The organism is Limnohabitans sp. Rim8 (genome assembly GCF_945869175.1).
Lineage (GTDB): Bacteria > Pseudomonadota > Gammaproteobacteria > Burkholderiales > Burkholderiaceae_C > Limnohabitans_A.
The window spans coordinates 44,027-68,405 of the sequence record NZ_CAMBNZ010000004.1 but is presented as its reverse complement, the minus strand read 5'-3'; the positions used below and the strand labels follow the sequence as shown (position 1 = coordinate 68,405).

The 24,379-nt window shown below is 55.1% G+C and carries 24 protein-coding genes; 21 read left to right on the top strand and 3 right to left on the bottom strand.

Annotated elements, in window-relative coordinates; genetic code table 11:
• Positions 1–551: 551 nt before the first annotated feature.
• Positions 552–1,712: an IS30 family transposase gene (locus Q0O19_RS01395; RefSeq protein WP_100120331.1), complete on the top strand. Its 1,161-nt coding sequence runs from the start codon at positions 552–554 to the stop codon at positions 1,710–1,712.
• A gap of 192 nt (positions 1,713–1,904) precedes the next feature.
• Here Q0O19_RS01395 and Q0O19_RS01390 read toward each other — a convergent pair whose 3' ends face one another.
• The gene (locus Q0O19_RS01390; protein WP_295519319.1) at positions 1,905–4,409 is read right to left on the bottom strand and encodes a hypothetical protein; all 2,505 of its coding nucleotides are present in this window, start codon (positions 4,407–4,409) and stop codon (positions 1,905–1,907) included.
• 563 nt (positions 4,410–4,972) lie between these two features.
• On the opposite strand from Q0O19_RS01390, the gene Q0O19_RS01385 reads away from it, so the two are divergent.
• The 8 genes from Q0O19_RS01385 to Q0O19_RS01350 all read left to right on the top strand — a co-directional run bounded on the left by Q0O19_RS01385 (position 4,973) and on the right by Q0O19_RS01350 (position 12,737).
• Positions 4,973–5,620, top strand: a complete 648-nt coding sequence (locus Q0O19_RS01385) for a TetR/AcrR family transcriptional regulator (RefSeq protein WP_295519341.1) — start codon at positions 4,973–4,975, stop codon at positions 5,618–5,620.
• 180 nt (positions 5,621–5,800) lie between these two features.
• Entirely contained in the window at positions 5,801–6,748 is a 948-nt protein-coding gene (locus Q0O19_RS01380; protein ID WP_295519339.1) for a tripartite tricarboxylate transporter substrate binding protein, read from the top strand.
• Positions 6,749–6,793: 45 nt separating this feature from the next.
• On the top strand, positions 6,794–7,957 hold the full coding sequence (locus tag Q0O19_RS01375; protein ID WP_295519316.1) for a Gfo/Idh/MocA family oxidoreductase: 1,164 nt from the start codon (positions 6,794–6,796) through the stop codon (positions 7,955–7,957).
• A gap of 8 nt (positions 7,958–7,965) precedes the next feature.
• The gene (locus tag Q0O19_RS01370; RefSeq protein WP_295519313.1) at positions 7,966–9,150 is read left to right on the top strand and encodes a dihydrodipicolinate synthase family protein; all 1,185 of its coding nucleotides are present in this window, start codon (positions 7,966–7,968) and stop codon (positions 9,148–9,150) included.
• Positions 9,151–9,227: 77 nt separating this feature from the next.
• Entirely contained in the window at positions 9,228–10,166 is a 939-nt protein-coding gene (locus Q0O19_RS01365; RefSeq protein WP_295519337.1) for a tripartite tricarboxylate transporter substrate-binding protein, read from the top strand.
• Positions 10,167–10,174: 8 nt separating this feature from the next.
• Positions 10,175–10,885, top strand: a complete 711-nt coding sequence (locus Q0O19_RS01360; RefSeq protein ID WP_295519309.1) for an SDR family oxidoreductase — start codon at positions 10,175–10,177, stop codon at positions 10,883–10,885.
• A 34-nt stretch (positions 10,886–10,919) separates the two neighbouring features.
• Positions 10,920–11,849, top strand: a complete 930-nt coding sequence (locus Q0O19_RS01355; RefSeq protein ID WP_295519308.1) for an NAD(P)-dependent oxidoreductase — start codon at positions 10,920–10,922, stop codon at positions 11,847–11,849.
• A gap of 9 nt (positions 11,850–11,858) precedes the next feature.
• Entirely contained in the window at positions 11,859–12,737 is an 879-nt protein-coding gene (locus tag Q0O19_RS01350) for a sugar phosphate isomerase/epimerase (protein WP_295519305.1), read from the top strand.
• A 66-nt stretch (positions 12,738–12,803) separates the two neighbouring features.
• On the opposite strand, the gene Q0O19_RS01345 is transcribed toward Q0O19_RS01350, so the two are convergent.
• Together Q0O19_RS01345 and Q0O19_RS01340 are read right to left on the bottom strand one after the other, a co-directional pair.
• Positions 12,804–12,947 carry a hypothetical protein gene (locus Q0O19_RS01345; RefSeq protein ID WP_295519302.1) on the bottom strand — a complete coding sequence of 48 codons (144 nt, stop codon included), beginning with the start codon at positions 12,945–12,947 and terminating at the stop codon, positions 12,804–12,806.
• Positions 12,948–13,022: 75 nt separating this feature from the next.
• Complete coding sequence (locus Q0O19_RS01340; RefSeq protein ID WP_295519299.1) at positions 13,023–13,196, bottom strand: hypothetical protein; 174 nt, start codon at positions 13,194–13,196, stop codon at positions 13,023–13,025.
• Positions 13,197–13,313: 117 nt separating this feature from the next.
• Here Q0O19_RS01340 and Q0O19_RS01335 point away from each other — a divergent pair, with 117 nt between their 5' ends.
• The 12 genes from Q0O19_RS01335 (at position 13,314) to pufC (ending at position 24,373) form a co-directional block, all read left to right on the top strand.
• Positions 13,314–14,228, top strand: a complete 915-nt coding sequence (locus tag Q0O19_RS01335; RefSeq protein WP_295519297.1) for a polyprenyl synthetase family protein — start codon at positions 13,314–13,316, stop codon at positions 14,226–14,228.
• Positions 14,229–14,260: 32 nt separating this feature from the next.
• A complete protein-coding gene (locus tag Q0O19_RS01330) occupies positions 14,261–15,463 on the top strand; it encodes a methyltransferase (RefSeq protein ID WP_295519294.1) in 1,203 nt (400 codons plus the stop codon).
• Between the two features lie 49 nt (positions 15,464–15,512).
• Positions 15,513–16,466, top strand: coding sequence for a chlorophyll synthesis pathway protein BchC (gene bchC, locus Q0O19_RS01325; RefSeq protein WP_295519291.1), 954 nt, complete (start codon positions 15,513–15,515; stop codon positions 16,464–16,466).
• On the top strand, positions 16,463–17,470 hold the full coding sequence (locus tag Q0O19_RS01320; protein WP_295519288.1) for a chlorophyllide a reductase iron protein subunit X: 1,008 nt from the start codon (positions 16,463–16,465) through the stop codon (positions 17,468–17,470). Before bchC ends, Q0O19_RS01320 begins: the two co-directional genes overlap by 4 nt.
• Before the next feature lie 32 nt (positions 17,471–17,502).
• Positions 17,503–19,056, top strand: a complete 1,554-nt coding sequence (gene bchY, locus Q0O19_RS01315; protein WP_295519286.1) for a chlorophyllide a reductase subunit Y — start codon at positions 17,503–17,505, stop codon at positions 19,054–19,056.
• Positions 19,053–20,579 (top strand): chlorophyllide a reductase subunit Z, encoded by a 1,527-nt coding sequence (gene bchZ, locus Q0O19_RS01310; protein ID WP_295519282.1) that lies wholly within the window; start codon positions 19,053–19,055, stop codon positions 20,577–20,579. The genes bchY and bchZ overlap by 4 nt, the downstream gene beginning before the upstream one ends.
• Before the next feature lie 140 nt (positions 20,580–20,719).
• Positions 20,720–20,863 carry a light-harvesting antenna LH1, beta subunit gene (gene pufB / locus Q0O19_RS01305; RefSeq protein WP_019425952.1) on the top strand — a complete coding sequence of 48 codons (144 nt, stop codon included), beginning with the start codon at positions 20,720–20,722 and terminating at the stop codon, positions 20,861–20,863.
• Between the two features lie 140 nt (positions 20,864–21,003).
• Positions 21,004–21,132 (top strand): hypothetical protein, encoded by a 129-nt coding sequence (locus tag Q0O19_RS01300; RefSeq protein ID WP_255417795.1) that lies wholly within the window; start codon positions 21,004–21,006, stop codon positions 21,130–21,132.
• A gap of 10 nt (positions 21,133–21,142) precedes the next feature.
• Positions 21,143–21,352, top strand: a complete 210-nt coding sequence (gene pufA, locus Q0O19_RS01295; RefSeq protein WP_295519275.1) for a light-harvesting antenna LH1, alpha subunit — start codon at positions 21,143–21,145, stop codon at positions 21,350–21,352.
• A gap of 84 nt (positions 21,353–21,436) precedes the next feature.
• The gene (gene pufL / locus Q0O19_RS01290; RefSeq protein WP_295519272.1) at positions 21,437–22,273 is read left to right on the top strand and encodes a photosynthetic reaction center subunit L; all 837 of its coding nucleotides are present in this window, start codon (positions 21,437–21,439) and stop codon (positions 22,271–22,273) included.
• 52 nt (positions 22,274–22,325) lie between these two features.
• Positions 22,326–23,303, top strand: a complete 978-nt coding sequence (pufM, locus tag Q0O19_RS01285; protein ID WP_295519270.1) for a photosynthetic reaction center subunit M — start codon at positions 22,326–22,328, stop codon at positions 23,301–23,303.
• Complete coding sequence (gene pufC / locus Q0O19_RS01280; protein ID WP_366939015.1) at positions 23,300–24,373, top strand: photosynthetic reaction center cytochrome PufC; 1,074 nt, start codon at positions 23,300–23,302, stop codon at positions 24,371–24,373. The genes pufM and pufC overlap by 4 nt, the downstream gene beginning before the upstream one ends.
• Positions 24,374–24,379: the final 6 nt, after the last annotated feature.

Below are 24,379 nucleotides of genomic sequence, written 5' to 3'. Positions count from 1 at the left end.
AGCGCCATACCCCAGCAGGTCAGAATGGTGACCCCCAGCCGCCCCCAACCCTTACCCAGCTCCCAGCCCGTGCTCAGGCCCACGCATTCCAGCAGCTTCAGTCAGGGTGATTTGAATGGCCTAAAACAACAACCTAAGGGTAGTGCCTAAACTTTTCGACTAAAAATCGCTCTAAAGAGTAGAAATCGCTGGGTTTTGGCGAAAAATAACTCGTTTTAAAATTTCTTGGTTGTGGGGATGAGAGGTATAGCTAAAATACTTTAAGTTAATAGATGGCAGTTTAATAAGCGTAAACAGTAAAATTAACTTCCATAGTTGTTAAGAATATACATGCGCTCGAGTCTGTAATCTGGCATTCCCCCAATGCCTAGACAATTTTCATGGCGTAGTCTGATGCTGCCGCTTGAGCTCGTGACAGCAGATTTTGGGAATGACTGCAATGCAACTGCTACTACCATTAGGCAGAATTTCTGCAATGTCTGCTTCCAGCGGCGGATTCAACCGGTCGATGCAACATACTAACCACCGCGAAAACGGAAGGAGTGTTGCAGATGAAGCGACGACCAAGGATTTACTATTCCGATAGCCAGAAAGCGCTGATGTGGGAGCGCTGGAAACAAGGCTTTACTTTGCATGAAATTGGCAAGATCTTCGATAGGCCACACACGTCGATTCACCGAATACTCGCCGAAACAGGCGGGTTCAGGCCGGCTCAACGATCACGCTCATCGACCGCTTTAACGCTTGCCGAGCGTGAAGAAATCTCAAGGGCTTTGGTCACTGGCGAATCGATTCGATCCATAGCCACCAGGCTTGGACGAGCTCCATCAACGATCAGTCGAGAAATCAAGCGCAACGGAGGCAAAGAAAGCTATCGTGCAAACCAGGCCGACCAAGCTACTTGGGAGCGTGCGCGACGCCCAAAGCGCTGCAAGCTGCGTGAGAACCGCAGATTAGCCCACATCGTGGCGAAAAAAATGCGGATGTTCTGGTCTCCAGAACAAATCTCAGGCTGGCTAAAGCATACTTATCCGTGCGACGAAAGCTATCACGTGTCACATGAGACCATCTACCGCAGCCTATTCATTCAAGCACGTGGCGCTCTGAAGAAAGAGTTGTTGGCGCACCTCAGGCGCACCCGCGGAATGCGGCGATCTCGTCACTACACCCAGAAGACAGCAATTCATGGGCAGATCGTTGATGCTGTTTCGATCAGTGAGCGGCCTGCCTGCGTAGAAGACCGAGCCGTTCCTGGACACTGGGAGGGCGACTTGGTCTTTGGCAGTGGCAGCAGCCAGATTGCAACACTGGTTGAGCGTCAAACGCGATATGTGATGCTGGTGAAGCTTGATGGCAAGGACTCGCAGACGGTCGTCAACGCACTCATCAAGAGCGCCCGCAGACTGCCCCAAGAGCTCTACAAATCGCTGACCTGGGACCGAGGCACAGAGATGCACGCACACAAGAAATTCACAATGGCCACAGACATCCAGGTTTACTTCTGCGATCCGCAAAGCCCTTGGCAACGCGGCAGCAACGAGAACACGAATGGACTACTCAGACAGTACCTACCTAAGGGCGTGAACATCTCGGGCTATTCGCAGGTTCAGCTCAACGCGATTGCGCGACAATTAAACGAGAGGCCGCGCAAAACGCTCGGCTTCCATACGCCCGCTGAGATGTTCAGCGAATGCGTTGCATCGACCGGTTGAATCCGCCGCCTTTAGGCGACTTACAAGGGCGAGGGTCTGAATTGCAGCGAAGGCTGTCGGTCGCTGCCACGTCTTCAGATCACGGTCTCATCCAGAAAGCGGTCATCGGAGCGCCGCCCCGCCCCGCCCCGCAAGTTGAAGTCCGCTCCGTTCACGCAAAAATGGGATACCCCTAACACCAGCACAGTACACTCAAAGGAAGCTCGACGGCTCATCGCTCCAATCCGAAAGCATGTATTCAACATCGATCCCTGCCGGAAGCAAGGCTCGAAGTTCCGCAACCTTTTTCTCCATAATCGTAGGCTGTCCCCTTACGGCTGCCAGAATGGCTAGATTAGCCCCCAATTCGTGGGCTACTTGAGCCAGGATTGTGATTTCCGATTTAGTGATGAGCTCAGCGCCAGCCTTGACCTCACCGATTACAAGTCGTCCATCCATGATGCAAAGTAGGTCGACCTCACGGTCGATTCGCCGACTTTGGTTTTCTGGGTAATCCCGATAGAGTGCAGTCTGCGGTGCAAACATGAAAGAGTTCTTGGCCTTTTGCCTCAGGGCACTGATCGCCCACGCAACAGAGATCGTGTCGTGTTCGCGTAGGCAGGTGGCAAAGAATTCGTTTATACGAAAGTCGAGCGCGACATCAATGGGAAGTTGATGTTCTTGACCACATACGTCGCAAGACATTACGTCTTTCAACGCTTCAACCCCAACCCAATTTCGATGCCGACATTTTTTACAGCTCCATTCGTGGCCGCGATACATCACGCCGCGTTCGAAAAAGAAACTTAAGGACCTTTTAAGTTCATCCTCGCGCTCACCCAGGATCTCGTCCTGGCGTTTCTTAAGATTGGGGTCCTTGTCGGTCGCGGCGGTAAGCTCTTCGGTCCAGGTGGCTAGGAGGTCCGCATAGCGCGTTCGCAGTCGCGGGACTTTAAGTCTGCTTGCCTTCTGTACGATTCGCTGCGCTAATTTCTGCCATCCAGCGTCGTCTTCGATGACAAGCTTTCCGTCACTCGCATGCATGCGCTGTTGAATGTCTCTGATGACCTCATCATGCTGACTTTGAGCCGGTGCAGCCATTTTGCCGAACTGTGTGCGCCAGAAGTGCGTCTCCATTGTGTGCTCGATGTTGCTCAGTGAACCAAACATCCCAATCAAACCTTGAAGGTAACTTCCTTTGTCGGAGGGCTTGGTGTAGCGGTAGGGCGCCGCCTTGGCGTGTAAGCCACGCAGGTCGCCGAAATCAAAGCGTGAGTTTTCAACGATGAGGCACTGGAAGGCAGTGCTATCTTCGGGTTGCTTGATTTCGACCGTCCGAGTGTCAATTGTGACCGGCACCGCCAGTCCACCACCTGCTCGAATGCGAGCGCCGTTTTCGTCGGAGAAGTGGCGCACCAATTGCCGCCTGTTTGGCAGCGCCCAGGCTTCACGTACGTTACTGAAGCGGCCTATGTCGTGCAACCTATCGATGGAAAAGTCGATGTACCAAGCCCCTTGGGTGAAGAACGGATGCAGGCCCGCACAATATGCGAGCTGCAAGGGTTGAGGGACACTGACTGCCACTTTGGATCCGTCAATTGCAGCCTCGACAGTAGGAGTGCCACCGGTCATACCAGGCAAGGCACACCAGACCTGCGCGGTGTCGAGCGGGCAACAGTCGTTGATTGAAACAATAGGATCAAAGGTGACGATCGAGTTTGACGATTCTTGCAGGCGCTTAACAAACCCCTCAAGAGTTGCTGCGTCCAGGGAACGGGAACGTACGAATACCCGCGCTGGACCATTGTTGCTACCCAACCAATTAACGTTCTTTAGAAACGCGCCGATTCTGTCAATCTTTTCGACACTGGTGACTGCTCCGGCTGGGATGCGCAGAGTTTTATAGCGCTGTCTTTGTGCATCATCGAAAAGCAAACCAGCGTTCCAGCACGCGATGCGGTCTTCGAGCGTATCGCCGACAACCAGGCAGAAGCCATCCGTCCAGCGGTGTTCTGGTCTGTAGGGTTGGCTGCGAAGATTCGAGAGTTGAGCCAGTGTCGCTATGCCGCCACGATTACCAAGATTCTCCAGAACGGTATATGCATCTTGTACTTCATCCCCTTCCAAGGGATGAAAGTGCCAGCGGTGGTCTGGCGGGTTTTCAGGGGTCAACATCATCCCACGTACACCGATTTGCTGATGCAGCGGGAAGGGGTTAACGCTGCCAAAAAGGGTTCCGAAGTTATCCTTGATGAGGCCATCGTCATTCCAGGCTGGGTACCGATCCAGAACGTGAGATGGCGCAGCGCTATTGAGACCAGATACGGTCTTGAGGAACGGCAGCCACGATAGTGATGTGAGGCCAGATGTCCTTTCGAGGCTTACCCGAGGGTATTGCTCAGGCATCGCACGGTCTCGCTTCCGTTCGAGCAGCGTTGTATCTGCGAGAAGAGCCATCAATCCTGGCACCAAGGCAGCGTTGTCGTACGTCAGGAGCAGGATAAAGTCGGGATCTAACAGGCGAAGCCATGCTTGAAATGGCTCAGAGATGGCGCCGTTCACCAATGGCACTACAAGCGACTGACGTCCACCATCGCGGCCAAAACAGTCGGCGAAAATCGCATCGAGCCAGCCATGCGCATCAACACCGTCCTCTAACACGTAGGCGATACGAAGGGCTCTGGGTGTTGCCCTGACCTTTGGGTCTGGCTTGTTCATGGCCTATCTTACAGGCCAGCCAGCTGCTCAATGACTGGTGTCGGTAACAGCAGTCATTGGCGCTTCGAAACCAACTGACAGCAACCAGCCTAAAGCTGACAGGCAGTAACAAATGAGCTGCTCTAACGTCCATGCTGATAACAGCATGTGGCAGCGACAGGCATAGTAAAAATGATCATAAGTGCTGCTTCCACATTTGCTTCCACACCGATCTAGAACGCTTGTAACCTATTGATTTAATTGAGGTTTTATTTCTTTAAGCTACTCATAATCCTTTGGTCGACAGTTCAAGTCTGTCACGCCCTACCATTTCAATCCTTCAAGTCACTTTGCACGGCGCTGCAAGGTGACTTTTTTGATGGGCGTGCGACAAGTTGTGTCCTGCAGACCGCATGTGAACAGCGCCAAGTCTTTCCCATGTGGGTCATGGACAAATGATGAACGGGGGTACCCGCTCACCTTTTTAGACTTAAGCAGCCGTTGGTCATGGGTATTCGCACAAGTCGCTGATGGAATGGTGCCAAGCACTTGACTTAATTAACGTGTTGGTTAATTATTTCGAAATGAGCGTCTCCCCATCAATTTCTGTTGCCAAAACTCGCGACGCCGAAAGGTCTCGCGCCATCATCCTCGTTGCAGCCCTCGAGGAGTTCGCAAGCTTCGGTTTGGGTGGTGCCCGCATAGACCGAATCGCAGAAAGATCCAAGCTGAACAAGCGTTTGATCTACTACTATTTTTCGGACAAAGACAGTCTGTTTCAAGCTGTGCTCGAAAGCGCCTATGAGCAAATACGCGAGAGTGAAAAGAAGCTCCATTTACAAGCGCTAGAGCCTTCTGCTGCCATCCGGACTTTGGTTGAATTCACCTGGAATTACTATTTGGAGCATCCGGAGTTTTTAACCCTCCTCAACAGTGCAAACCTCCACAAAGCCAGGCATATTCAGGAGTCTACCAACGCCAGAGCGCTGAACTCCCCTTTGATTGAGTTGTTGGGTGAGATCTTGGAGAGGGGGCGTTTGTCGGGAGAGTTTCGGGGGGGCATTGACCCAGTGCAGCTTTACGTTTCCATCGCGGCACTTTCGTATTTTTATTTGTCCAACAATTCAAGCTTGTCCGCCATTTTTGGCCGCGACTTGATGACCCCTAAAGCCAAGAGTGAGCGACTGTCGCACATGTGTGAAGTGATCCTAGGGTATGTCCTGAGAAACTAAACTTAAATCCCGATTGACGCTCATGCAAAGTCGTTCCTAAAATTCATTTATTCACTTTTTAGTGAATTAATCGGCTTGCTGACCCGATACCTGATGCAAACGGTGTCTGCTTGGTTTGCCAACATTGACTCAGATGGAGGAGGCTTTATGACTTGTTCGCACCGCTTTGCAGTAGCTTTCATGGCATCGGTGACAGCATTGGCTTGTGGCTCAGTTTTCGCGCAAACTGGGTACCCCAGTAAACCCATTAAAGTGGTCGTGCCTTTCCCTTCTGGCAGCACAACGGACATCATTGCGCGCGCCATAGCCGACAAAATGAGCCAAAGTATGGGACAGCCTTTGGTGATTGACAACCGCGGGGGTGCCAGTGGCACCATCGGGCAACAAGCGGTAGCAACTGCACCTGCTGATGGATACACCATCATGGTTCACTCGTCTTCGCACACGGTCAGTCCATCAACGTTTGCCAAGTTGCCCTTTGATACGTTGGCTGATTTTGCAGGTGTCACACCGATTTCCAGTACACCGAATGTGCTGGTGATGTCACCCTCTAAAAACATCAAGAGTTTGCAAGAGCTCTTGGCAGCAGCTCGCGCAAAGCCAGGCAGCATGAACTTTGCCTCTGCAGGGCAGGGCAGTGCAACGCACTTGAACGCTGAAAAATTCAAGTTGGCAGCAAAAATTGAAGCGACCAACATTCCTTTCAAAGGCTCAAGCGAAGCGGTCACTGAAATCATGGCGGGGCGTGTCGATTACTACTTCTCTCCCATTGCCCCTGTGATTGGTCAAATTCGCAATGGCCAATTGGTCCCTTTGGCTGTTGGCTCATCAAAACGTGCCAGCGCTTTACCGCAAGTGCCCACCACGGCAGAAGCCGGTGTGCCTGGATCTGAATTCAACTTCTGGATCGGGATGATGGTGCCTGCCAAAACACCTCGTGAGGTTGTCAATCGTTTGAATGACGAAGTGGTGAAAGCACTGGCGACGCCTGAAGTGAAAGAACGATTCACAGCATTGGGTGCCGATGCTTGGACCATGAAGCCCGAGCAATTTGATGCTTACATCCGAGACGAAATCAAAAGCAATGCGGTATTGGTCAAAGCTGCAGGACTTTCACCAGCGCCTTGATGCGCAAACCACATTTTCAAGACCCATTCCTTCAAAGAGATATTCATGTCGACACAGAGACTTGGCATCATCATGCACGGGGTGACTGGCCGCATGGGTATGAATCAACATTTGATTCGGTCCATCGTCGCTATTCGGAATCAAGGGGGTGTCACTTTGTCCAACGGTGACAAAATCATGCCCGATCCTATTTTGATTGGACGCAATGCAGACAAAATAGAAGCCTTGGCTCAAGCCAACGGCATCGGTCGTTTTGGCACGGACTTGGACAAAGCACTGGCCAACAAAGAGGACACGGTGTTCTTTGATGCGGGGACCACGCAAATGCGCCCCACCTTGCTGGCGAAAGCCATTCATGCAGGCAAGCATGTCTACTGCGAAAAACCCATCGCCACCAATTTGAATGAAGCCGTTGAAATTGCGCGCTTGGCTGAGAAGTCAGGCGTTAAACACGGTGCAGTTCAAGACAAGTTGTTTTTGCCAGGATTGCGCAAGCTCGACATGCTTCGGAAGGCCGGCTTCTTCGGCAAGATGCTCAGTGTGCGCATTGAATTTGGCTACTGGGTCTTTGAAGGTGACCTTCAGCCAATTCAACGACCCAGTTGGAATTACCGCAAAGAAGACGGTGGCGGCATTATTTTGGACATGGTGTGCCACTGGCGTTATGTTCTGGACAACCTGTTTGGTGAAGTTCAATCGGTTTCTTGTTTGGGCGCAACGCACATTCCAACACGCTGGGATGAAGCCAACAAGCCGTATGAATGCACAGCCGATGATGCTGCTTACGCCACTTTCGAGCTCAAAGGCCATCAAGGCGAACATGTGGTGGCACAAGTCAACAGTTCATGGACGACGCGCGTCAACCGTGAGGACTTGGTGACTTTCCATGTGGACGGCACGCATGGTTCTGCAGTGGCAGGTTTGCAATCGTGCAAAGCGCAAAGCCGAGTCAACACGCCTCGCCCTGTCTGGAACCCCGATGTGAAGCAAACGATGTCATTCACAGACCAGTGGCAAGAAGTTCCAGATACCCAGTTTTACGACAACGGTTTCAAAATTCAATGGGAACATTTCATTCGCCACATTGTCGAGAACGAGCCCTACCGTTGGACATTGCCTGAAGGTGCCAAGGGCGTTCAATTGGTTGAGGCAGCAATGCAGTCTTGGCAGGAACGTCGTTGGGTGGATGTTGCACCTTTGAACATCTGAGGATCGCAATGTCTCACAACCTACAGTTGCCCAATGCACAAGGGCAAATTGAGAAATATATGCTTGTAGGGACTTCCCCTGTCAAGCCGCAAACCGGTGTCAGGTTCAACCGAATAGCGTATTCGGCAGCACATGTGGTGAACAACCCTTTGGCCGCACATGACCCCTGGATAGATTGTGCGCTCGACTGGGACGCCACCATCGCTTATCGGCAACACCTGTGGTCCTTGGGCATGGGTGTGGCAGAAGCCATGGACACTGCACAGCGCGGCATGGGATTGGATTGGCCCACATCGCTTGAATTGATTGGCCGATCTCTGGATGCTGCACGAGATGTGCCAGGTGCTTTTATGGCTTCCGGATGCGGCACAGATCACTTGAATCTGGACGGCATCAGTTCGGTAGATGAAGTCATGGAGGGTTATGAGTTTCAAATGGCCGCCATCGAAAAGTTGGGCGGTAAACTGATTGTGATGGCCAGCCGTGCGCTGGCCCGGGTGGCGAAATCACCCGCCGATTACGAGCGTGTTTACGATCGAATTTTGAGTCAGGCCAAGCAACCGGTCATCTTGCATTGGTTGGGTGATATGTTCGACCCTGCACTCAAAGGCTATTGGGGTAGCCAAAACACTCAAGAAGCCATGGACACCGCGCTGGGCATCATTCAAGCGCATGCCAGCAAGGTCGACGGCATCAAGATTTCTTTGCTCAACAAAGACAAAGAAATTGAAATGCGGCGTCGCTTGCCAGCCCATGTTCGCATGTACACCGGTGATGATTTCAACTATGCAGAGTTGATTGCAGGTGATGGATTCGGCGAGAACATCGTGCAGGGCCAAAGCGATGCCTTGCTGGGTATTTTTGACGCCATTGCCCCTGCGGCCAGTGCGGCACTGGGTGAGCTGGCGCAAGGTCATTTAGAAAAGTTCCATGACATTTTGGGGCCCACAGTGCCCCTGTCGCGTCATATTTTCAAAGCCCCTACGCGCTTTTACAAAACAGGCGTTGTGTTCATGGCGTGGCTCAATGGTCACCAAAAGCACTTCACCATGGTCGGTGGACAACAAAGCACGCGCTCTGTGGTTCATTTGGCTGAATTGTTTAAATTGGCCGATGCTGCCAACTTGCTGGAGTATCCTGATTTGGCGCAGCACCGAATGAAAATCATGCTGAGCATGCATGGCATTGAATGAGCTAGGCGAAATTTCCATCAAGAGGAGACATCATGAAACTTTTTTGCTATCCATCCATCCAACTGGCTGCAGTCGGCATGACTTTGGCATGGGCTGTCGGTGGTGCTTGGGCACAGCCTGCATCCAACTACCCCGAAAAACCTGTCAAAGTCATCATCCCATTTCCGCCCGGTGGCACCCTGGACAAAATTGGTCGCATGCTGGCGCTCAAAGTCGGTGAGCAGTTGGGACAAAACTTTGTGGTTGAAAACCGACCCGGTGGAAACGGCATCATTGGTGCGGATGCCGTGGCCAAGTCCAACCCGGATGGCTACACCTTGTTGTTTAACGCCAGTACTTTTGTGACCGCCCCCATGACCATGAAATCGGTACCCTACAAGGTTCAGACAGATTTCACCCCCATTGGCCTGGTGGCATCAGCACCCTTGTCCATTGCCATCAGCAACAAGCTGGGTGTCTCGGATGTCAAAGGATGGGTCGCGGCCGCAAAGGCGAACCCCGGAAAGATGAATTTTGCAGTGGGCTCGATTGGTTCTGCAGGTCATTTGTGCACTGTGAAATTAGAGCAAGTCACGGGGACGCAAATTGCCATCGTCCCTTACAAAGGAACGGGCCCCGCCATGACAGATTTGGTGGGTGGACAGATTGAAGGCTTCATTGACCCTGTGTTGGGTTCTGTCCAATTTCACAAAAATGGACAGCTCAAGGTGGTCGGGGTGACTTCTGCCAAACGCTTGCCCAATTTGCCAGATGTGGCCACAGTCTCTGAAACAATCCCGGATTTTCAGTGTGCCAGTTGGTACGGCTTGTGGGGCCCCGCCAAATTACCCGTCGACATGGTTCAAAAACTCAATGTGGCGGTCAACAAGGCCTTGTCGGGTGAGATGCGCGATCGCTTGATTGCAGATGGCATTGTGCCTGCAGGTGGCAGCGTGGCTGAGTTTGCCAAATTTCAAGCAGACGATATGGCCATTTCAGGCAAGATCATTGCCGACAAGAAAATCGCTGTAGATTGAAATAGCCCGTGTCAGTGATTCATCCTTCTTGTGCCATTGTGACCGGAACGAGTTCGGGCATTGGCCAAGCGATTGCCACCAAGCTGCTCAACGAAGGATGGAACGTTCATGGTCTGGACATGGCGTCATCGTCATTGAGAAACCCTTTATTTACATCTTGGCAACTTGACCTGACCCAAGCTCAAGCACTGGAGGGTGTGTTGGACACCATATTGAATGCACATTTGCCTAAAGTGCTGGTGCATGCTGCGGGTATCTTTAGGGTTGGACGTTTAGGCTTGCTGGACCCCAAGGCGGGCCAATTGATGTGGCAATTGCATGTGGATGTGGCGACCCAATTGGCCAATCGTGTTTTGCCCATCATGCAGCAAGCAAAGCAGGGGCGAATGATTTTGGTGGGCAGCCGAGTCTCGTCTGGCATTGCGGGGCGGAGCCAATATGCAGCGACCAAAGCTGCACTGTTGTCTTTGGCAAGAAGTTGGGCTGCAGAATGCATTGTGCATGGCGTGACAGTCAACGTTGTGTCTCCAGCTGCAACAGACACACCGATGCTCAAAGACCCTGCTCGGGCCAACACCACAGCTCAATTGCCACCGATCGGTCGCTTGATTCAACCCGATGAAGTTGCTGGTTTGGTGGCTTATTTGATATGTCCAGAGGCTGCGGCCATCACGGGTCAAGACATTGCAATTTGTGGTGGCTCGTCTGTCCAGCGGTGATTTTCTTTCAATCAAATCTCAATCCAATCAACCCATGAGCCCAGCCGCTGCTTTGGTGTCCAACAATTGCATTGGGATAGTGGGTTTGGGTTTGGTTGGAACCGCTTTGGCCAAGCGCTTGAGAGCAGCGGGATATGACTGTATCGGGTTTGATGTTTGCGCTGATGCTGTTCAAGCTTTTGAAGCCGCGGACTTCAAGACAAGCGCATCGGTCCCGAGCATGCTTGAGCAAACCCATACTTTGGTTCTTGCGGTGTTCGATACGGCAGGTGTTGTCGATGTGGTCGATCAAATCCAACGGCATCTTCGTGCTATGGCGCAGACACTTCCAACACCTCTGACGCTGATTGATTGTTCTACAGGTGACCCTTTCAAGTTGGCTGAATTATCAGAAAGCTTGGCTTTGATCAACATCCGTTTGATCGAGGCGCCTTTGTCGGGCTCGAGTGTGCAAATTGAAAACGGTGAAGCCACATTGCTTTTGGGTGGTGATGCGCACCACATAGAGAGCGTCCATCGTGTTTTGAGCGCATTGGCTAATTGCAGTGTGCATGTGGGTGGTGCGGGTATGGCGGCCAAAGCCAAATTGGCGACCAATTTGGTGTTGGGCTTGAACAGGGCCGCACTGGCCGAAGGCATGGTGTTTGCACAAACCCTGGGCATTCAACCCGCGACATTTTTACAACTGGTCTTGAAGACGCCAGCCCGATCAGAGGCTGCCGTTGTGAAAGGCCCAATGATGGTAGATGGGCAATTTGAGCCGCAGTCTCGCATTCGACAACATTTGAAAGATGTTCAATTGATGCTGGACATGGCGCAGAGCAGTTCGCAAAATTTGCCCCTCTCCCAGACCCATTTTCAATTGATGCGCAAGGCGATGGAGCAGGGCGATGGCGAGTTGGACAATGCCGCCATCATTTTGCAAATGCGACGAGAAAAAACAGTGCGTCAATCCAACCCATGAACTTCAACCATGCGTGATTTTTCACAAAGCAATGACTGGCTCTCTGTCAACACCGCCACGGTGCGGAAGAGCCGTGGTCAAGATTTGCCTTTGACCGACATCATCGAGGCGTGTGTTCGCCGTGACATCCAGGTGATATCGCCATGGCGCGATCAAGTCGCTGCTGTGGGTTTAAACACGGTTTCAAGGTTGGTCAAAAAATACAATTTGAAACTGTCGGGGTATTGTCGCGGAGGCATGTTTCCTGCCGCTACGGTGGCTGGCATTCAAGCCGCAGATGCAGACAACCGTCAAGCAGTTGATGAGGCCTGTGAGCTCAATGCAAATTGTTTGGTTTTGGTGGTGGGCGGGTTGCCTGGCGCATTGGCAGGTCAAGCTGTACACAAAAACATCGCACATGCCCGCGATCAAGTGTTGGAAGGCATTGAAAAACTGTTGTTCTATGCCAAGTCCTGCCACATGCCCTTGGCCATTGAACCCCTGCATCCCATGTACGCGGCCGACAGGGCTTGCATCAATACACTGGAGCAAGCATTGGATGTCTGTGACCAGTTAGACCCTGGTCAATCTGGAGCCTTGGGTGTTGCGGTGGATGTTTACCATGTCTGGTGGGACCCTAAACTGCAGCAACAAATTGAACGTGCGGGTCAAAGCAGGCTGCTGGCTTTCCACGTTTGCGATTGGCTGACACCTACCCGTGATTTGCTCAATGACCGCGGCATGATGGGCGATGGGGTAATCGACATCCCCAAAATTCGCAGTTGGGTGGAGGCGCAAGGATTTCAGGGCTTCAGCGAGGTTGAAATTTTTTCCACGGAAAATTGGTGGCAAAAAGACCATTCAGAAGTGCTTGACACCTGTATTGCCAGACATCGAAGCGTTGTTTGATGCTTATTCCGACAGGTGCATTAGGCTCTATGGAATCGTACTCGCCTGCGGTCAAGTCACCATACCTCAGGCGCCATGAAGGCTGCGGTGGATTTTTTGCGCCATGCGCCAGCAAAAGAACACCACCACTGGGGTGCTGAGCCCCGCCACCAATTCTGGAGACACCTTCACGCCCATGACTTGGATGGCTTTGCCCAGGTAACTGGTCATCAGGTGAGCGTGTGATGGCTTGTCGGAGCTGAGACCCATCTTGGCGCCAGGTCAAGCCTTCTGGTGCGATGTGCATCACGGCTTTTCATCGTTCGCTTTCACTGTGGTTTGTTCAGCGGCCTCTTGAGCCGCTTTTTCTCGCGCCCTCTGCTGGCGCGTTTGTTCCTGGGCCTTGCGCACGTCGCGCATTTGCCAAAACGCGAACACGAACACCAAGCCAAAAATACCCAGTTCCAACCAAATTCCCATGATTTCCCCCTTCTACTCGGCAATGTGTCATTAATTATTGACAGCCTTGATTATCAGGTTATATTGACACTTATGCCTGTCAGCTTGAGTTGACAGGACTTCTCGATCGGAGGTCCCATGAGTCTGTTGATACGCGCTGAGCAAGCCCTGAGCACCCATTTTGAATTGGCCGCAGGTGTGGGTGCACCGCCCCGGTTGGTCGCAGCCATGCGGCATGCGGTATTTTCAGGCGGTGCCCGAATCCGCCCGCAGCTGTGCATGGCTGTGGCCACCGCGTGTGGTGACGATGCACCCCAGCTGACCAATGCGGCTGGGGTGGCACTCGAATTGATGCACTGCGCTTCTTTGGTGCACGACGACATGCCTGCATTTGACAACGCCGACACCCGGCGTGGCCTGCCCACGGTGCACAAGGCTTTCAGCGAGCCGCTGGCGCTGCTGGCCGGTGATGGCCTGATCGTCATGGCCTACCGTGTGTTGCTGCAAGCCGGCGTGCAGCGGCCGGACCGGCTGATCCAGTTGATGGACAACATGACGGCCGGCGTGGGCTTGCCAAATGGCATTGTGGCTGGGCAAGCCTGGGAGTGCGAAACCAGTGCCGACTTGGGTCAATACCAACGCGCCAAGACCGGGGCCTTGTTCGTTTCGGCCACTTGTGCGGGCGCACTCAGCTGCGGATATGAGCCCGAGCCTTGGGCACCTTTGGGCAGCTTTTTGGGCGAGGCTTACCAAGTGGCCGACGACATCCGCGACGTCATCGCTGATGCGGCGACTTTGGGCAAGCCCAGCGGCCAAGACGCTTTGCATGCCCGTCCCAGCTCGGCTCAAGCACTGGGTCTGGATGGGGCGATCGCCCACTTTGACCATTTGATCGAGCAGGCTGCGTCGTCGATTCCGGCCTGTTCTTGCCGAGACATGTTGCGACAACTGGTGCAGTTGGAAGCCGAACGCTTGGTGCCCAAGTCCTTGTGCGAAGGCTATTTCAAAACCCATCCGGCGGTGGCCACGGCCCGCATCAGTGCCCCGCACTGAGCGAGCAGTTTGTAAGACACAAAGGAAACCGCATGTCCCAACCTCTGGATCTGGCCGCTGTGCAGGCCCACCCTTCGGACGCGGCCTTCAAGGACGCCTGGCAGGCCCGATTGGAGCGCTGGTACGCACACCCCGGTTTGTACCGTTGGTCCTTGGGCAATCCCATCACGCGCTGGCTGACACGCCGCCGCACCCGTCAATTGTTCGATTTGATGGCGGGTTTTGTGCACAGCCAAGTGTTGCTGGGTTGCGTCCGGCTGGACCTGTTTCGCGCCCTGCACCAGGCACCCGCTGACTTGACCGATTTGTCGCGCCGCACGGGTTTGGCCCCGGCCGTGCTGCAGCGCTTGCTGCTGTCGGCCGTGGCGCTGGGCCTGCTGGAGCACCGCAGCCATGGCCGTTTTGGCTTGGGTCCTTTGGGGGTGCCATTGGCACAGCATGAGGGCATCGCCCAAATGATCGAGCACAACCATCTGCTTTACCAAGACATGCAGGACCCGCTGCAGTTTTTGAGCAACGCCTGGAGCGGTGGCATGGCCGAGTACTGGCCTTACGCCCATGAAAAACCGCCTGTGGTCATGCCTGCAGCGGAGGTGGACAAGTTCACCCGTTATTCGCAGCTGATGGCCGCTTCACAGGGCTTTGTGGTGCAAGAAATTTTGACCTCCTACTTTTTTGCCGAGCACCGCTGCGTTCTGGACGTGGGCGCGGGCAAAGGACGTTTTGTGAGTGAGTTGGCTGCGCATGCACCGCATCTGCAGTTCAAGATGTTTGATCTGCCGCCCGTGCTGGAACTGGCCCGCGAGGGTCTGCAGGCCAAGGGTTTGACCCCTCGTGTCAGCTTGCACCCTGGCAGCTTTCTGGACGATCCCTTGCCCGAAGGTGCCGACCTGATCACCCTGGTGCGCGTGGCGCACGACCACCCCGATGCGGTGGTGCGTCAGATTTTGCAAAAAGCCCATGCCGCCTTGCCGGTGGGCGGCGTGTTGCTCTTGGCCGAGCCCATGGCTCAGCCGGACGAGGAAGCCGGTCAGCCCGAAGCTTCTGCCGATGCCTATTTCCACTTTTACCTGCTGGCCATGGGTGCTGGGCGTCTGCGTACCCCGCAAGAGCTGCAAACCATGATGCAAGAGGCGGGTTTTACGCACGTGGAACTGGTGCCTAACGCCATGCCCATCCATGCCCGCATCCTTTTGGGGCGCAAATCTCAGTGTTTACCCTCGGTTTTCAGTTAATGTGTCAATTAAATTTGACATAACTTACTGTAAAGCAAAAAATACAACCATGAAATCCCAAGCCGTTGTCTTCAACAACCCCAGGAGCCTGTCCTTGCAGGCCTTGGACTTGCCGCCATTGCAGGCGGGTCAGCTGGAAGTGGCCGTCGAATTCAGCGGCATCAGCACCGGCACCGAGCGCATGCTCTGGGACGGCAGCATGCCTCCTTTTCCGGGCATGGGTTACCCCTTGGTGCCTGGTTACGAGACGGTGGGCCGCGTGGTGCGCAGCGCTTCAGACACCGGTGTGCAAGCCGGTCAGCGCGTGTTCGTGCCGGGAGCCAATTGCTTCACTGGGGTCAAGAGTTTGTTTGGTGGTGCTGCTTCGCGTTTGGTCGTGAACGAGCAAAAAGTGGTGCCTGTCGCCGAGCATCGGGGCGCGCAATCGGTGCTTTTGGCCTTGGCCGCCACGGCCTACCACGCTGTCTCAGGCGGGGGTCTGCAAGAGCCCTTTGAAGCCCCCGAGCTCATCGTGGGCCACGGTGTCATGGGGCGCTTGTTGGCCCGTCTGACCGTGGCTGCAGGCCTTCCGGCCCCCACGGTGTGGGAAACCCAGCGCGAGCGCTCTGCCGGGGCAGAAGGTTACACCGTGGTGCATCCACAAGACGACGCGCGCCGCGACTACCGAACCATTTACGACGTGAGCGGCGACGGCAGCTTGCTCAATGGCCTGATCCAGCGCCTGCGCCCCGGTGGCGAGCTGGTGCTGGCCGGTTTTTACAAACAAGACCTTTCATTTGCCTACGCTCCGGCCTTCATGCGCGAAGCGCGCATGCGCATCGCCGCCGAGTGGAAGCGCCCCGATTTGTTGGCTGTCAACGAGCTGGTCAACACCGGCCGCTTGTCACTTGACGGTTTGATCACACACACCCAGCCATCGACCGATGCTGGTTCTGCCTACGAGACCGCCTTCGGAGATGCGAGCTGTCTCAAGATGATCCTTGATTGGAGTGCCTCCTCATGAACACCGATACCGCAACCACACAGCCCATCAAATTTGTCGAAGTGCTGCGCCGCGAGGCCGACGTTGAACCCGATGCCGTCAGCACCAGTGAAGTGACCAAAGAGACCCAAATCATTGCCATCTATGGCAAAGGCGGCATTGGCAAAAGTTTCACGCTGGCCAACCTGTCTTACATGATGGCGCAGCAAGGCAAAAAAGTGCTGTTGATTGGATGCGACCCCAAGAGCGATACCACCAGTTTGCTGTTTGGCGGCAAGGCTTGCCCCACCATCATCGAGACCTCATCGCGCCTGAAGCTCTCCGGCCAGGCCGTCAGCATTGGCGATGTGTGCTTCAAGCGCGATGGCGTGTTCGCCATGGAACTCGGTGGCCCCGAAGTCGGTCGCGGTTGCGGCGGCCGCGGCATCATTCACGGCTTTGAAACGCTCGAAAAATTAGGCTTCCACGATTGGGGCTTTGACTACGTGCTGCTCGACTTCTTGGGCGACGTGGTGTGCGGTGGTTTCGGCCTGCCGATTGCCCGCGACATGTGCCAAAAGGTCATCGTGGTGGCCAGCAACGACTTGCAGTCGCTGTACGTGGCCAACAACGTTTGCTCGGCCGTGGAGTATTTCCGCAAGCTGGGCGGCAACGTCGGTGTGGCCGGCATGGTCATCAACAAAGACGACGGCACGGGCGAAGCCCAGGCCTTTGCCTCCAACGCCGGCATTCCTGTGCTGGCCGCGATCCCGGCCAACGAAGACATCCGCCGCAAGAGCGCCAGCTATGAAATCATCGGCCGCCCCGACGGCGAGTGGGGTCCGTTGTTTGCCGAGCTGGCTAAAAACGTGGCCGAAGCGCCCCCCATGCGACCAAAACCCCAAACACAAGACCAGTTGCTGGGCTTGTTCAGCGCCGACGTGGTTGGCCGCAACGTGGTGCTCGAGCCTGCCACCGTGTTCGACATGGTGGGCAAGAACGAAGACATCAAGCCTTCGCTGGAAGTCGTCTACGACGCTGCTTGAACGCAGCCGCTGACACACCACAGGTAACAACCATGACACGTACCATCCCGATCCATCCCAGCCCTCAAGCTGCGAACCCGGCAGGCCTGCAAGGCGACGGCATGGGCTGCCACGCCGGCACCGAAGCCATGGTGGCTGCCGCCAAAGAAGCGGGTAAATCTGAAGTGCTCGACCAGTACGCACGAGATTACCCACGCCAGCCCGATGCCGGTCCGCACGATCAGCCGCAAAGCATGTGCCCGGCTTTTGGCTCGTTGCGCGTGGGCCTGCGCATGAAGCGCACCGCCACCATTTTGTCGGGCTCGGCTTGTTGCGTGTATGGCCTGACGTTCACCTCGCACTTTTACGGCGCCCGCCGCAGCGTGGGTTACGTGCCCTTCAACTCCGAGTCGCTGGTCACGGGCAAGCTGTTTGAAGACATTCGAGATGCGGTGCACGCCGAGGCCGATCCGGACAAAGTGGACACCATCATCATCATCAACCTGTGCGTGCCGACAGCCAGTGGCGTGCCTTTGCAGTTGTTGCCCAAAGAGATCAACGGCGTGCGCATCATCGGTATCGATGTGCCCGGTTTTGGCGTGCCCACCCATGCCGAAGCCAAGGATGTGCTGGCCGGCGCGATGCTCAAATACGCCCGCGAAGAAATCATGAGCGGCCCGGTGGCCGCACCCCGTGCAGGACGTGGCGACTTGCCCACGGTGGCCTTGTTGGGTGAAATGTTCCCGGCCGATCCGGTGATCATTGGTCAAATGTTGGCCCCCATGGGCTTAGCTGCAGGACCCGTTGTGCCCACCCGCGAATGGCGCGAGTTGTATGCTGCGCTCGACTGCAGCGTGGCCGCTGCGATTCATCCGTTCTACACCGCCAGTGTGCGTGAATTCAAAGCCGCAGGCCGCCCTGTGGTGGGCTCAGCTCCGGTGGGCCTCGAAGGCACACAAGACTGGTTGCAACACATCGGCCAGGCTGCAGGCATTGCCCAGTCGCAGATCGATCTTGCGCGTAACCAGGCACTCACGCAAATGCGTGGCCTGTTGATGCAAAAGCCGATTTCGGGCCGTATCACTTTGAGTGGTTACGAAGGCTCCGAATTGTTGGTGGGGCGCTTGCTCATCGAATGCGGCGCTGATCTGCGATACGTGGGCTCGGCCTGTCCCGCGACCGAGTGGAACGCGCACGATATCGAATGGCTCAAAGCCAAAGGCGTGCAGGTGCAAATGCGCGCCTCGCTTGAGCAAGACCTCAACGCCATGTACGAATACCGGCCGCAGCTGGCCATCGGCACCACACCGGTGGTGCAGATTGCCAAGCAAAACAGTGTGCCCTCGCTGTACTTCACCAACTTGATTTCTGCGCGCCCCCTCATGGGTGTGGCCGGTGCCGGTTCACTGGTGCAGGTGGTGCAAGCGGCCATGGGCAACCAGGCCCGCTTCGATGCCATGAAAGACTTCTTCGGCGATGTGGGGGCAGGCCATGCCGCCGGTGTTTGGGAGTCGGTGCCTAAAGACCGCCCCGAGTTCAAAGCTGAAACCCGCCGTCAGATCGAAAAGCTGATGAAAAAGCGCAAAGCCGAGGAGATGGGTTCATGAACCAAATCAATCCTCCACCCAGCAGTGTGGCCAAGCCCAAGTCGCCCCTGATCCTGGACCACGACCGCGCAGGTGGTTATTGGGGTGCGGTGTATGTGTTCACCGCCATCAAGGGTTTGCAAGTGGTCATCGACGGCCCGGTGGGCTGCGAAAACTTGCCTGTGACTTCGGTGCTGCATTACACCGATGCATTGCCGCCTCACGAGTTGCCGATTGTGGTGACAGGTTTGGCTGAAGAGCAACTGGGCCGCGAAGGCACAGAAGGCGCCATGAAGCGCGCACACGCCACACTCGACCCCGAACTGCCCGCGGTGGTGGTCACAGGTTCCATTGCCGAGATGATCGGCGGCGGCGTCACGCCAGAAGGCACCAACATCGCCCGCTTTTTGCCGCGCACCATCGACGAAGACCAATGGCAATGCGCCAACCGCGCCATGTACTGGCTGTGGAGCGAATATGGTCTGCGCAAAGTGCCTGCGCGCAAACCCTTTGAAGACCGTCCTGTGGGCGAAAAGCCCCGCGTCAACATCATCGGCCCTTGCTACGGCACCTTCAACAGTGCCAGCGACTTGGCAGAAATCCGCCGACTGGTGCAAGGCATCGGTGCCGATGTGAATATGGTTTTCCCGCTGGGAAGTCACTTGGCCGATGTCTCGCGCTTGGTCGAGGCCGATGTGAACATTTGCATGTACCGCGAGTTTGGCCGCATGCTGTGCGAGGCGCTGGAGCGCCCTTATTTGCAAGCGCCCATTGGTTTGCACAGCACGACCAACTTTTTGCGCAAATTGGGCGAGTTACTGCACTTGGACCCCGAGCCTTTCATCGAACGTGAAAAGCACACCACCTTGAAGCCCATGTGGGACCTGTGGCGCTCGGTCACACAAGACTTTTTCGCGACCGCCAGTTTTGCTGTGGTGGCTGGCGAGACCTATTCGAGGGGCCTGAAAAACTTCCTCGAACATGAAATGGGCTTGCCCTGCCGGTTCAGTGTGTCGCGCACCGCAGGCAACAAGACCGACAACGCTGCTGTGCGCGAACTGGTCAAGACCCAGACCCCACTCATCATGTTTGGCAGCTACAACGAGCGCATGTACCTGAGCGAAATTTCAGGCGGAAGCCCGATGCGTGCAGCCTTCATTCCGGCTTCTTTCCCCGGCGCCATCATCCGCCGCCATACGGGCACGCCTTTCATGGGTTACAGCGGTGCCAGCTATGTGATTCAAGAGGTGTGCAACGCGCTGTTTGATGCGCTGTTCCACATCCTGCCTTTAGGCACCGAGATGGACAAGGCCCCAGCAACACATGCGCGCGGCGTGGTGGCGCCGAATGCCAGCTGGCAAGACGAGGCCCAGCAGCGCCTGCGCGATGTCGTGCAAAGCCAGCCCGTGCTGGTGCAAATTTCTGCGGCCAAGCGCTTGCGAGACCAAGCCGAGCAGCTGTCCCAGTCACAAGGCCAGAACGAAGTGACCGAAGCCCATGTTAACGCGGCCAGCCGCGAACTGGGCCTGGGGGTAGCGGCATGAGTCGCACCCCAACCAATACACCAGCAGGTGCCGCTCCATGCGGCGCCGCTGATCCGATGTCGTGGCCTTTGGCTGCGGATGCCCATCTGCGCGGGCTGTGCGCAACCCGGGTCGCAAGGCCTCTTTAAAAGGAGCAAAACATGTCCACCAAGACATCAATTTCCGGACTCACCGATGAGGAAGCCCAGGAGTTCCACCATTACTGGATGCAAGGTACCGTGGGCTTTACAGCTGTAGCTGTTCTGGCCCACATCCTGGTCTGGGCGTGGCGTCCCTGGTTCTGATTCAGAGCCTGTTTTTTTAACCATAGATTGACGGAGTCACTGTCATGCAAAACACAACCCACCTCCATGAGGACCATTCGCGTGCGGATGAGTCCCCAGCCTATTGGTCCATTTTCCTTATCGGATTCGGATGTCTGTTCGTGCTCGTCGTTCTGGCCAAGCTGGTCGGCGTTCACTGGCGGGATCTGCTGCCTGGTGCTGAAGATGCCAAGAGCATGAGTCAGGGCGTGAAAGCTGCGGTGTACACCTTCATGTCCCACATCATTTAGGAGATTCACCATGTGGAGAATTTGGCGACTTTACGACCCTTTGCGTGCCATGGTGCTGCAGGGTATTTTCTTGTTTGGCCTGGCCGCGATGATTCACCTCATCTTGCTCAGCACCAACAAATTCAACTGGCTCGACGGCGCGAAAAAGCCTGTAGCAGCATCGGCGCAAAACTCGCCGCTGCCCGCTTCGGTGGCATCGCTGGCCGCCCCCAAGTCCTGATCCAGGACTTGCCGTCCAGGTGCTGCCATTGAGCCCCGTTCAATGCAGCACCTGTTCATCCACTGAAGGCAGGAGGACCCAACCATGGCCATGCTAAATTTTGAGAAAAAGTACCGTGTTCGCGGTGGTACCCTGCTGGGTGGTGATTTGTTCGACTTTTGGGTCGGACCGTTTTACGTCGGTTTTTTCGGCGTCACAACCCTTTTCTTTTCGTTCCTGGGCACAGCGCTCATTTTGTGGGGTGCCTCACAAGGCCCGACCTGGAACATTTGGCAGATCAGCATCGCACCGCCTGATTTGTCGTATGGCTTGCGCTTTGCGCCCCTGATGGAGGGCGGCCTGTGGCAGCTCATCACAGTGTGTGCACTCGGCGCATTTGGCTCGTGGATGATGCGCGAGGTCGAGATCTGCCGCAAACTGGGCATGGGCTTTCACGTGCCCGTGGCTTTCGGCGTGGCCATCTTTGCTTATTTCACCCTGGTGGTGATTCGCCCCGTGCTCATGGGGGCATGGGGTCACGGTTTTCCGTACGGCATCTTCAGCCACCTGGACTGGGTCTCCAATGTGGGCTACCAGTACCTGCATTTTCATTACAACCCGGCGCACATGATCGCCGTGAGTTTCTTCTTTGCCAGTGTGTTCGCCTTATCGCTGCACGGTGGTCTGGTGCTTTCTTCTACCAATCCGCAGCCTGGACAAGTGGTCAAAACCCCAGAGCATGAGGACACCTTTTTCCGGGATTTCATCGGTTATTCGGTGGGCACATTGGGTATCCACAGAGTCGGTCTTTTCTTGGCGCTGGCGGCTGTCTTGTTCAGCGCGCTGTGCATTGTGCTCAGTGGACCGTTCTGGACGCGTGGCTGGCCAGAGTGGTGGGGTTGGTGGTTGAACCTGCCCATCTGGTCGCAGTGGCCCGTTTGAATGGGTTTGACCCTCTCGCCTTCAATTAAAAACATTGCATAGGAGTACAGCAATGGCTGAATATCAAAATCTGTTCACAACGGTACAAGCCGTAGGACCTGTTCACGAGGGGGTCAAGCTTGGGCATGGAAACAGTCCCCGAAGCGGCCGTCCATTTCTTGTTTATTGGATCGGTAAGATCGGCAACGCCCAGTTGGGGCCCATTTATTTGGGTGGTCTGGGTTTGGCCTCATTGTTTTGTGGCCTTATCGCCTTCACCCTGATTGGTATGAACATGTTGGCCTCGGTCAACTACGATCCGATTCAGTTTGTTCGCCAGTTGTTCTGGCTCTCACTGGAGCCACCACCACCGAGCTATGGCTTGAGTTTGCCTCCCCTCAATCAGGGCGGCTGGTTTTTGATTGTTGGTCTTTTCCTCACTGCATCTATCTTGCTCTGGTGGGCGCGGACTTACCGGCGTGCCATTGAGCTGGGTATGGGACTGCACATCGCTTGGGCTTTTGCTGCGGCCATTTGGTTGTTTTTGGTGTTGGGTTTGTTCCGGCCCATTCTGATGGGTTCTTGGAGTGAGGCAGTGCCTTACGGCATCTTCTCTCATCTGGATTGGACCACGGCGTTTTCGCTCCGTTACGGCAACCTGTTCTACAACCCTTTCCATGCGCTCTCCATCGTGTTCTTGTACGGCTCAGCCCTGCTGTTCGCCATGCACGGTGCCACCATTTTGGCCGTAACCCGGTATGGCGGTGAACGTGAAATCGAGCAAATCACCGACCGTGGCACGGCCTCTGAGCGCGCTGCCTTGTTCTGGCGCTGGACCATGGGTTTCAACGCGACCATGGAATCGATTCACCGTTGGGCTTGGTGGTTCGCTGTGCTGTGCCCCATCACAGGTGGTATCGGCATCTTGTTGACCGGTACTGTGGTGGACAACTGGTACCTGTGGGCCATGAAGCATGGCGTTGTCCCGCCTTATCCTGATATTTACCCTGCGCTGCCCGACCCCTCGCTCAGCATTGGAGGCAAGCCATGAAAAACCTTATGAACACACATGTCCGCTCTGATTCGCCGACCACAGGCTTTTTGTTCAAGTTGATGGGCTTTTTGTTGATGGGTTTGTTGCTTACAGGTTGTGAGCGACCTGTTCCTGAATCCGTACAAAGTGGCTACAGGGGCACTGGAATGGCCCAGGTTTACAACCCAAGGCTGCTTGAAATTAAGACTGAAAAAAACCAGCCTCCAGATGTGATCCCTGCTGCGGATGCAGGAGGCCCCAAGGCATCGGAGGTTTATAAAAATGTAAAGGTCTTGGGTGACTTGAGCGTTGGTCAATTCACTCGGCTCATGGTTTCCATGACCAATTGGGTTGCCCCCAATGAAGGGTGTGCTTATTGCCATAACGTCGCCAATTTTGCGGATGACAGCAAATACACCAAGGTGGTGGCCCGTCGCATGACGGAGATGACGCAGCACATCAATGCCGAGTGGCAGCCTCATGTGGCGCAAACGGGCGTGACTTGCTACACCTGCCACAGAGGACAGCCAGTTCCGAGTGAAATATGGTTCAAGGCGGATCATCAGCCTCAAGGCTCCAATTTCATGGGCGACAAGGCTGGGCAGAACGAGCCCTCACCGGTGGTCAATCTGTCCTCACTTCCCAATGACCCATTCACACCATTTTTGCTGGAAAGCAAAAATATTCGTCTGGCAGGTCCCACGGCCCTTCCTTCTGGAAATCGCCAATCCATCAAACAGGCCGAATGGACCCATGGACTGATGGTGCACATGTCTACGTCATTGGGTGTCAATTGCACTTATTGCCACAACACGCAGTCTTTCCAAACCTGGGAAAACAGTCCGCCTCAGCGGGTCACTGCTTGGCACGGCATCCGCATGGCGCGTGATTTGAATCTGACTTATATGGAGCCATTGACCGAAGTTTTCCCGGCGCACCGCAAGGGCCCATTGGGTGATGTTGCCAAAGCCAATTGTGCAACCTGCCACCAGGGCGCTTACAAACCACTGAACGGTGCCCCCATGGCCAAGGACTTTCCTGAGTTGCTCAAGCCCGCTTTGACAGCGTCCAAAGTCGCGGCCAAGTAGTCCATC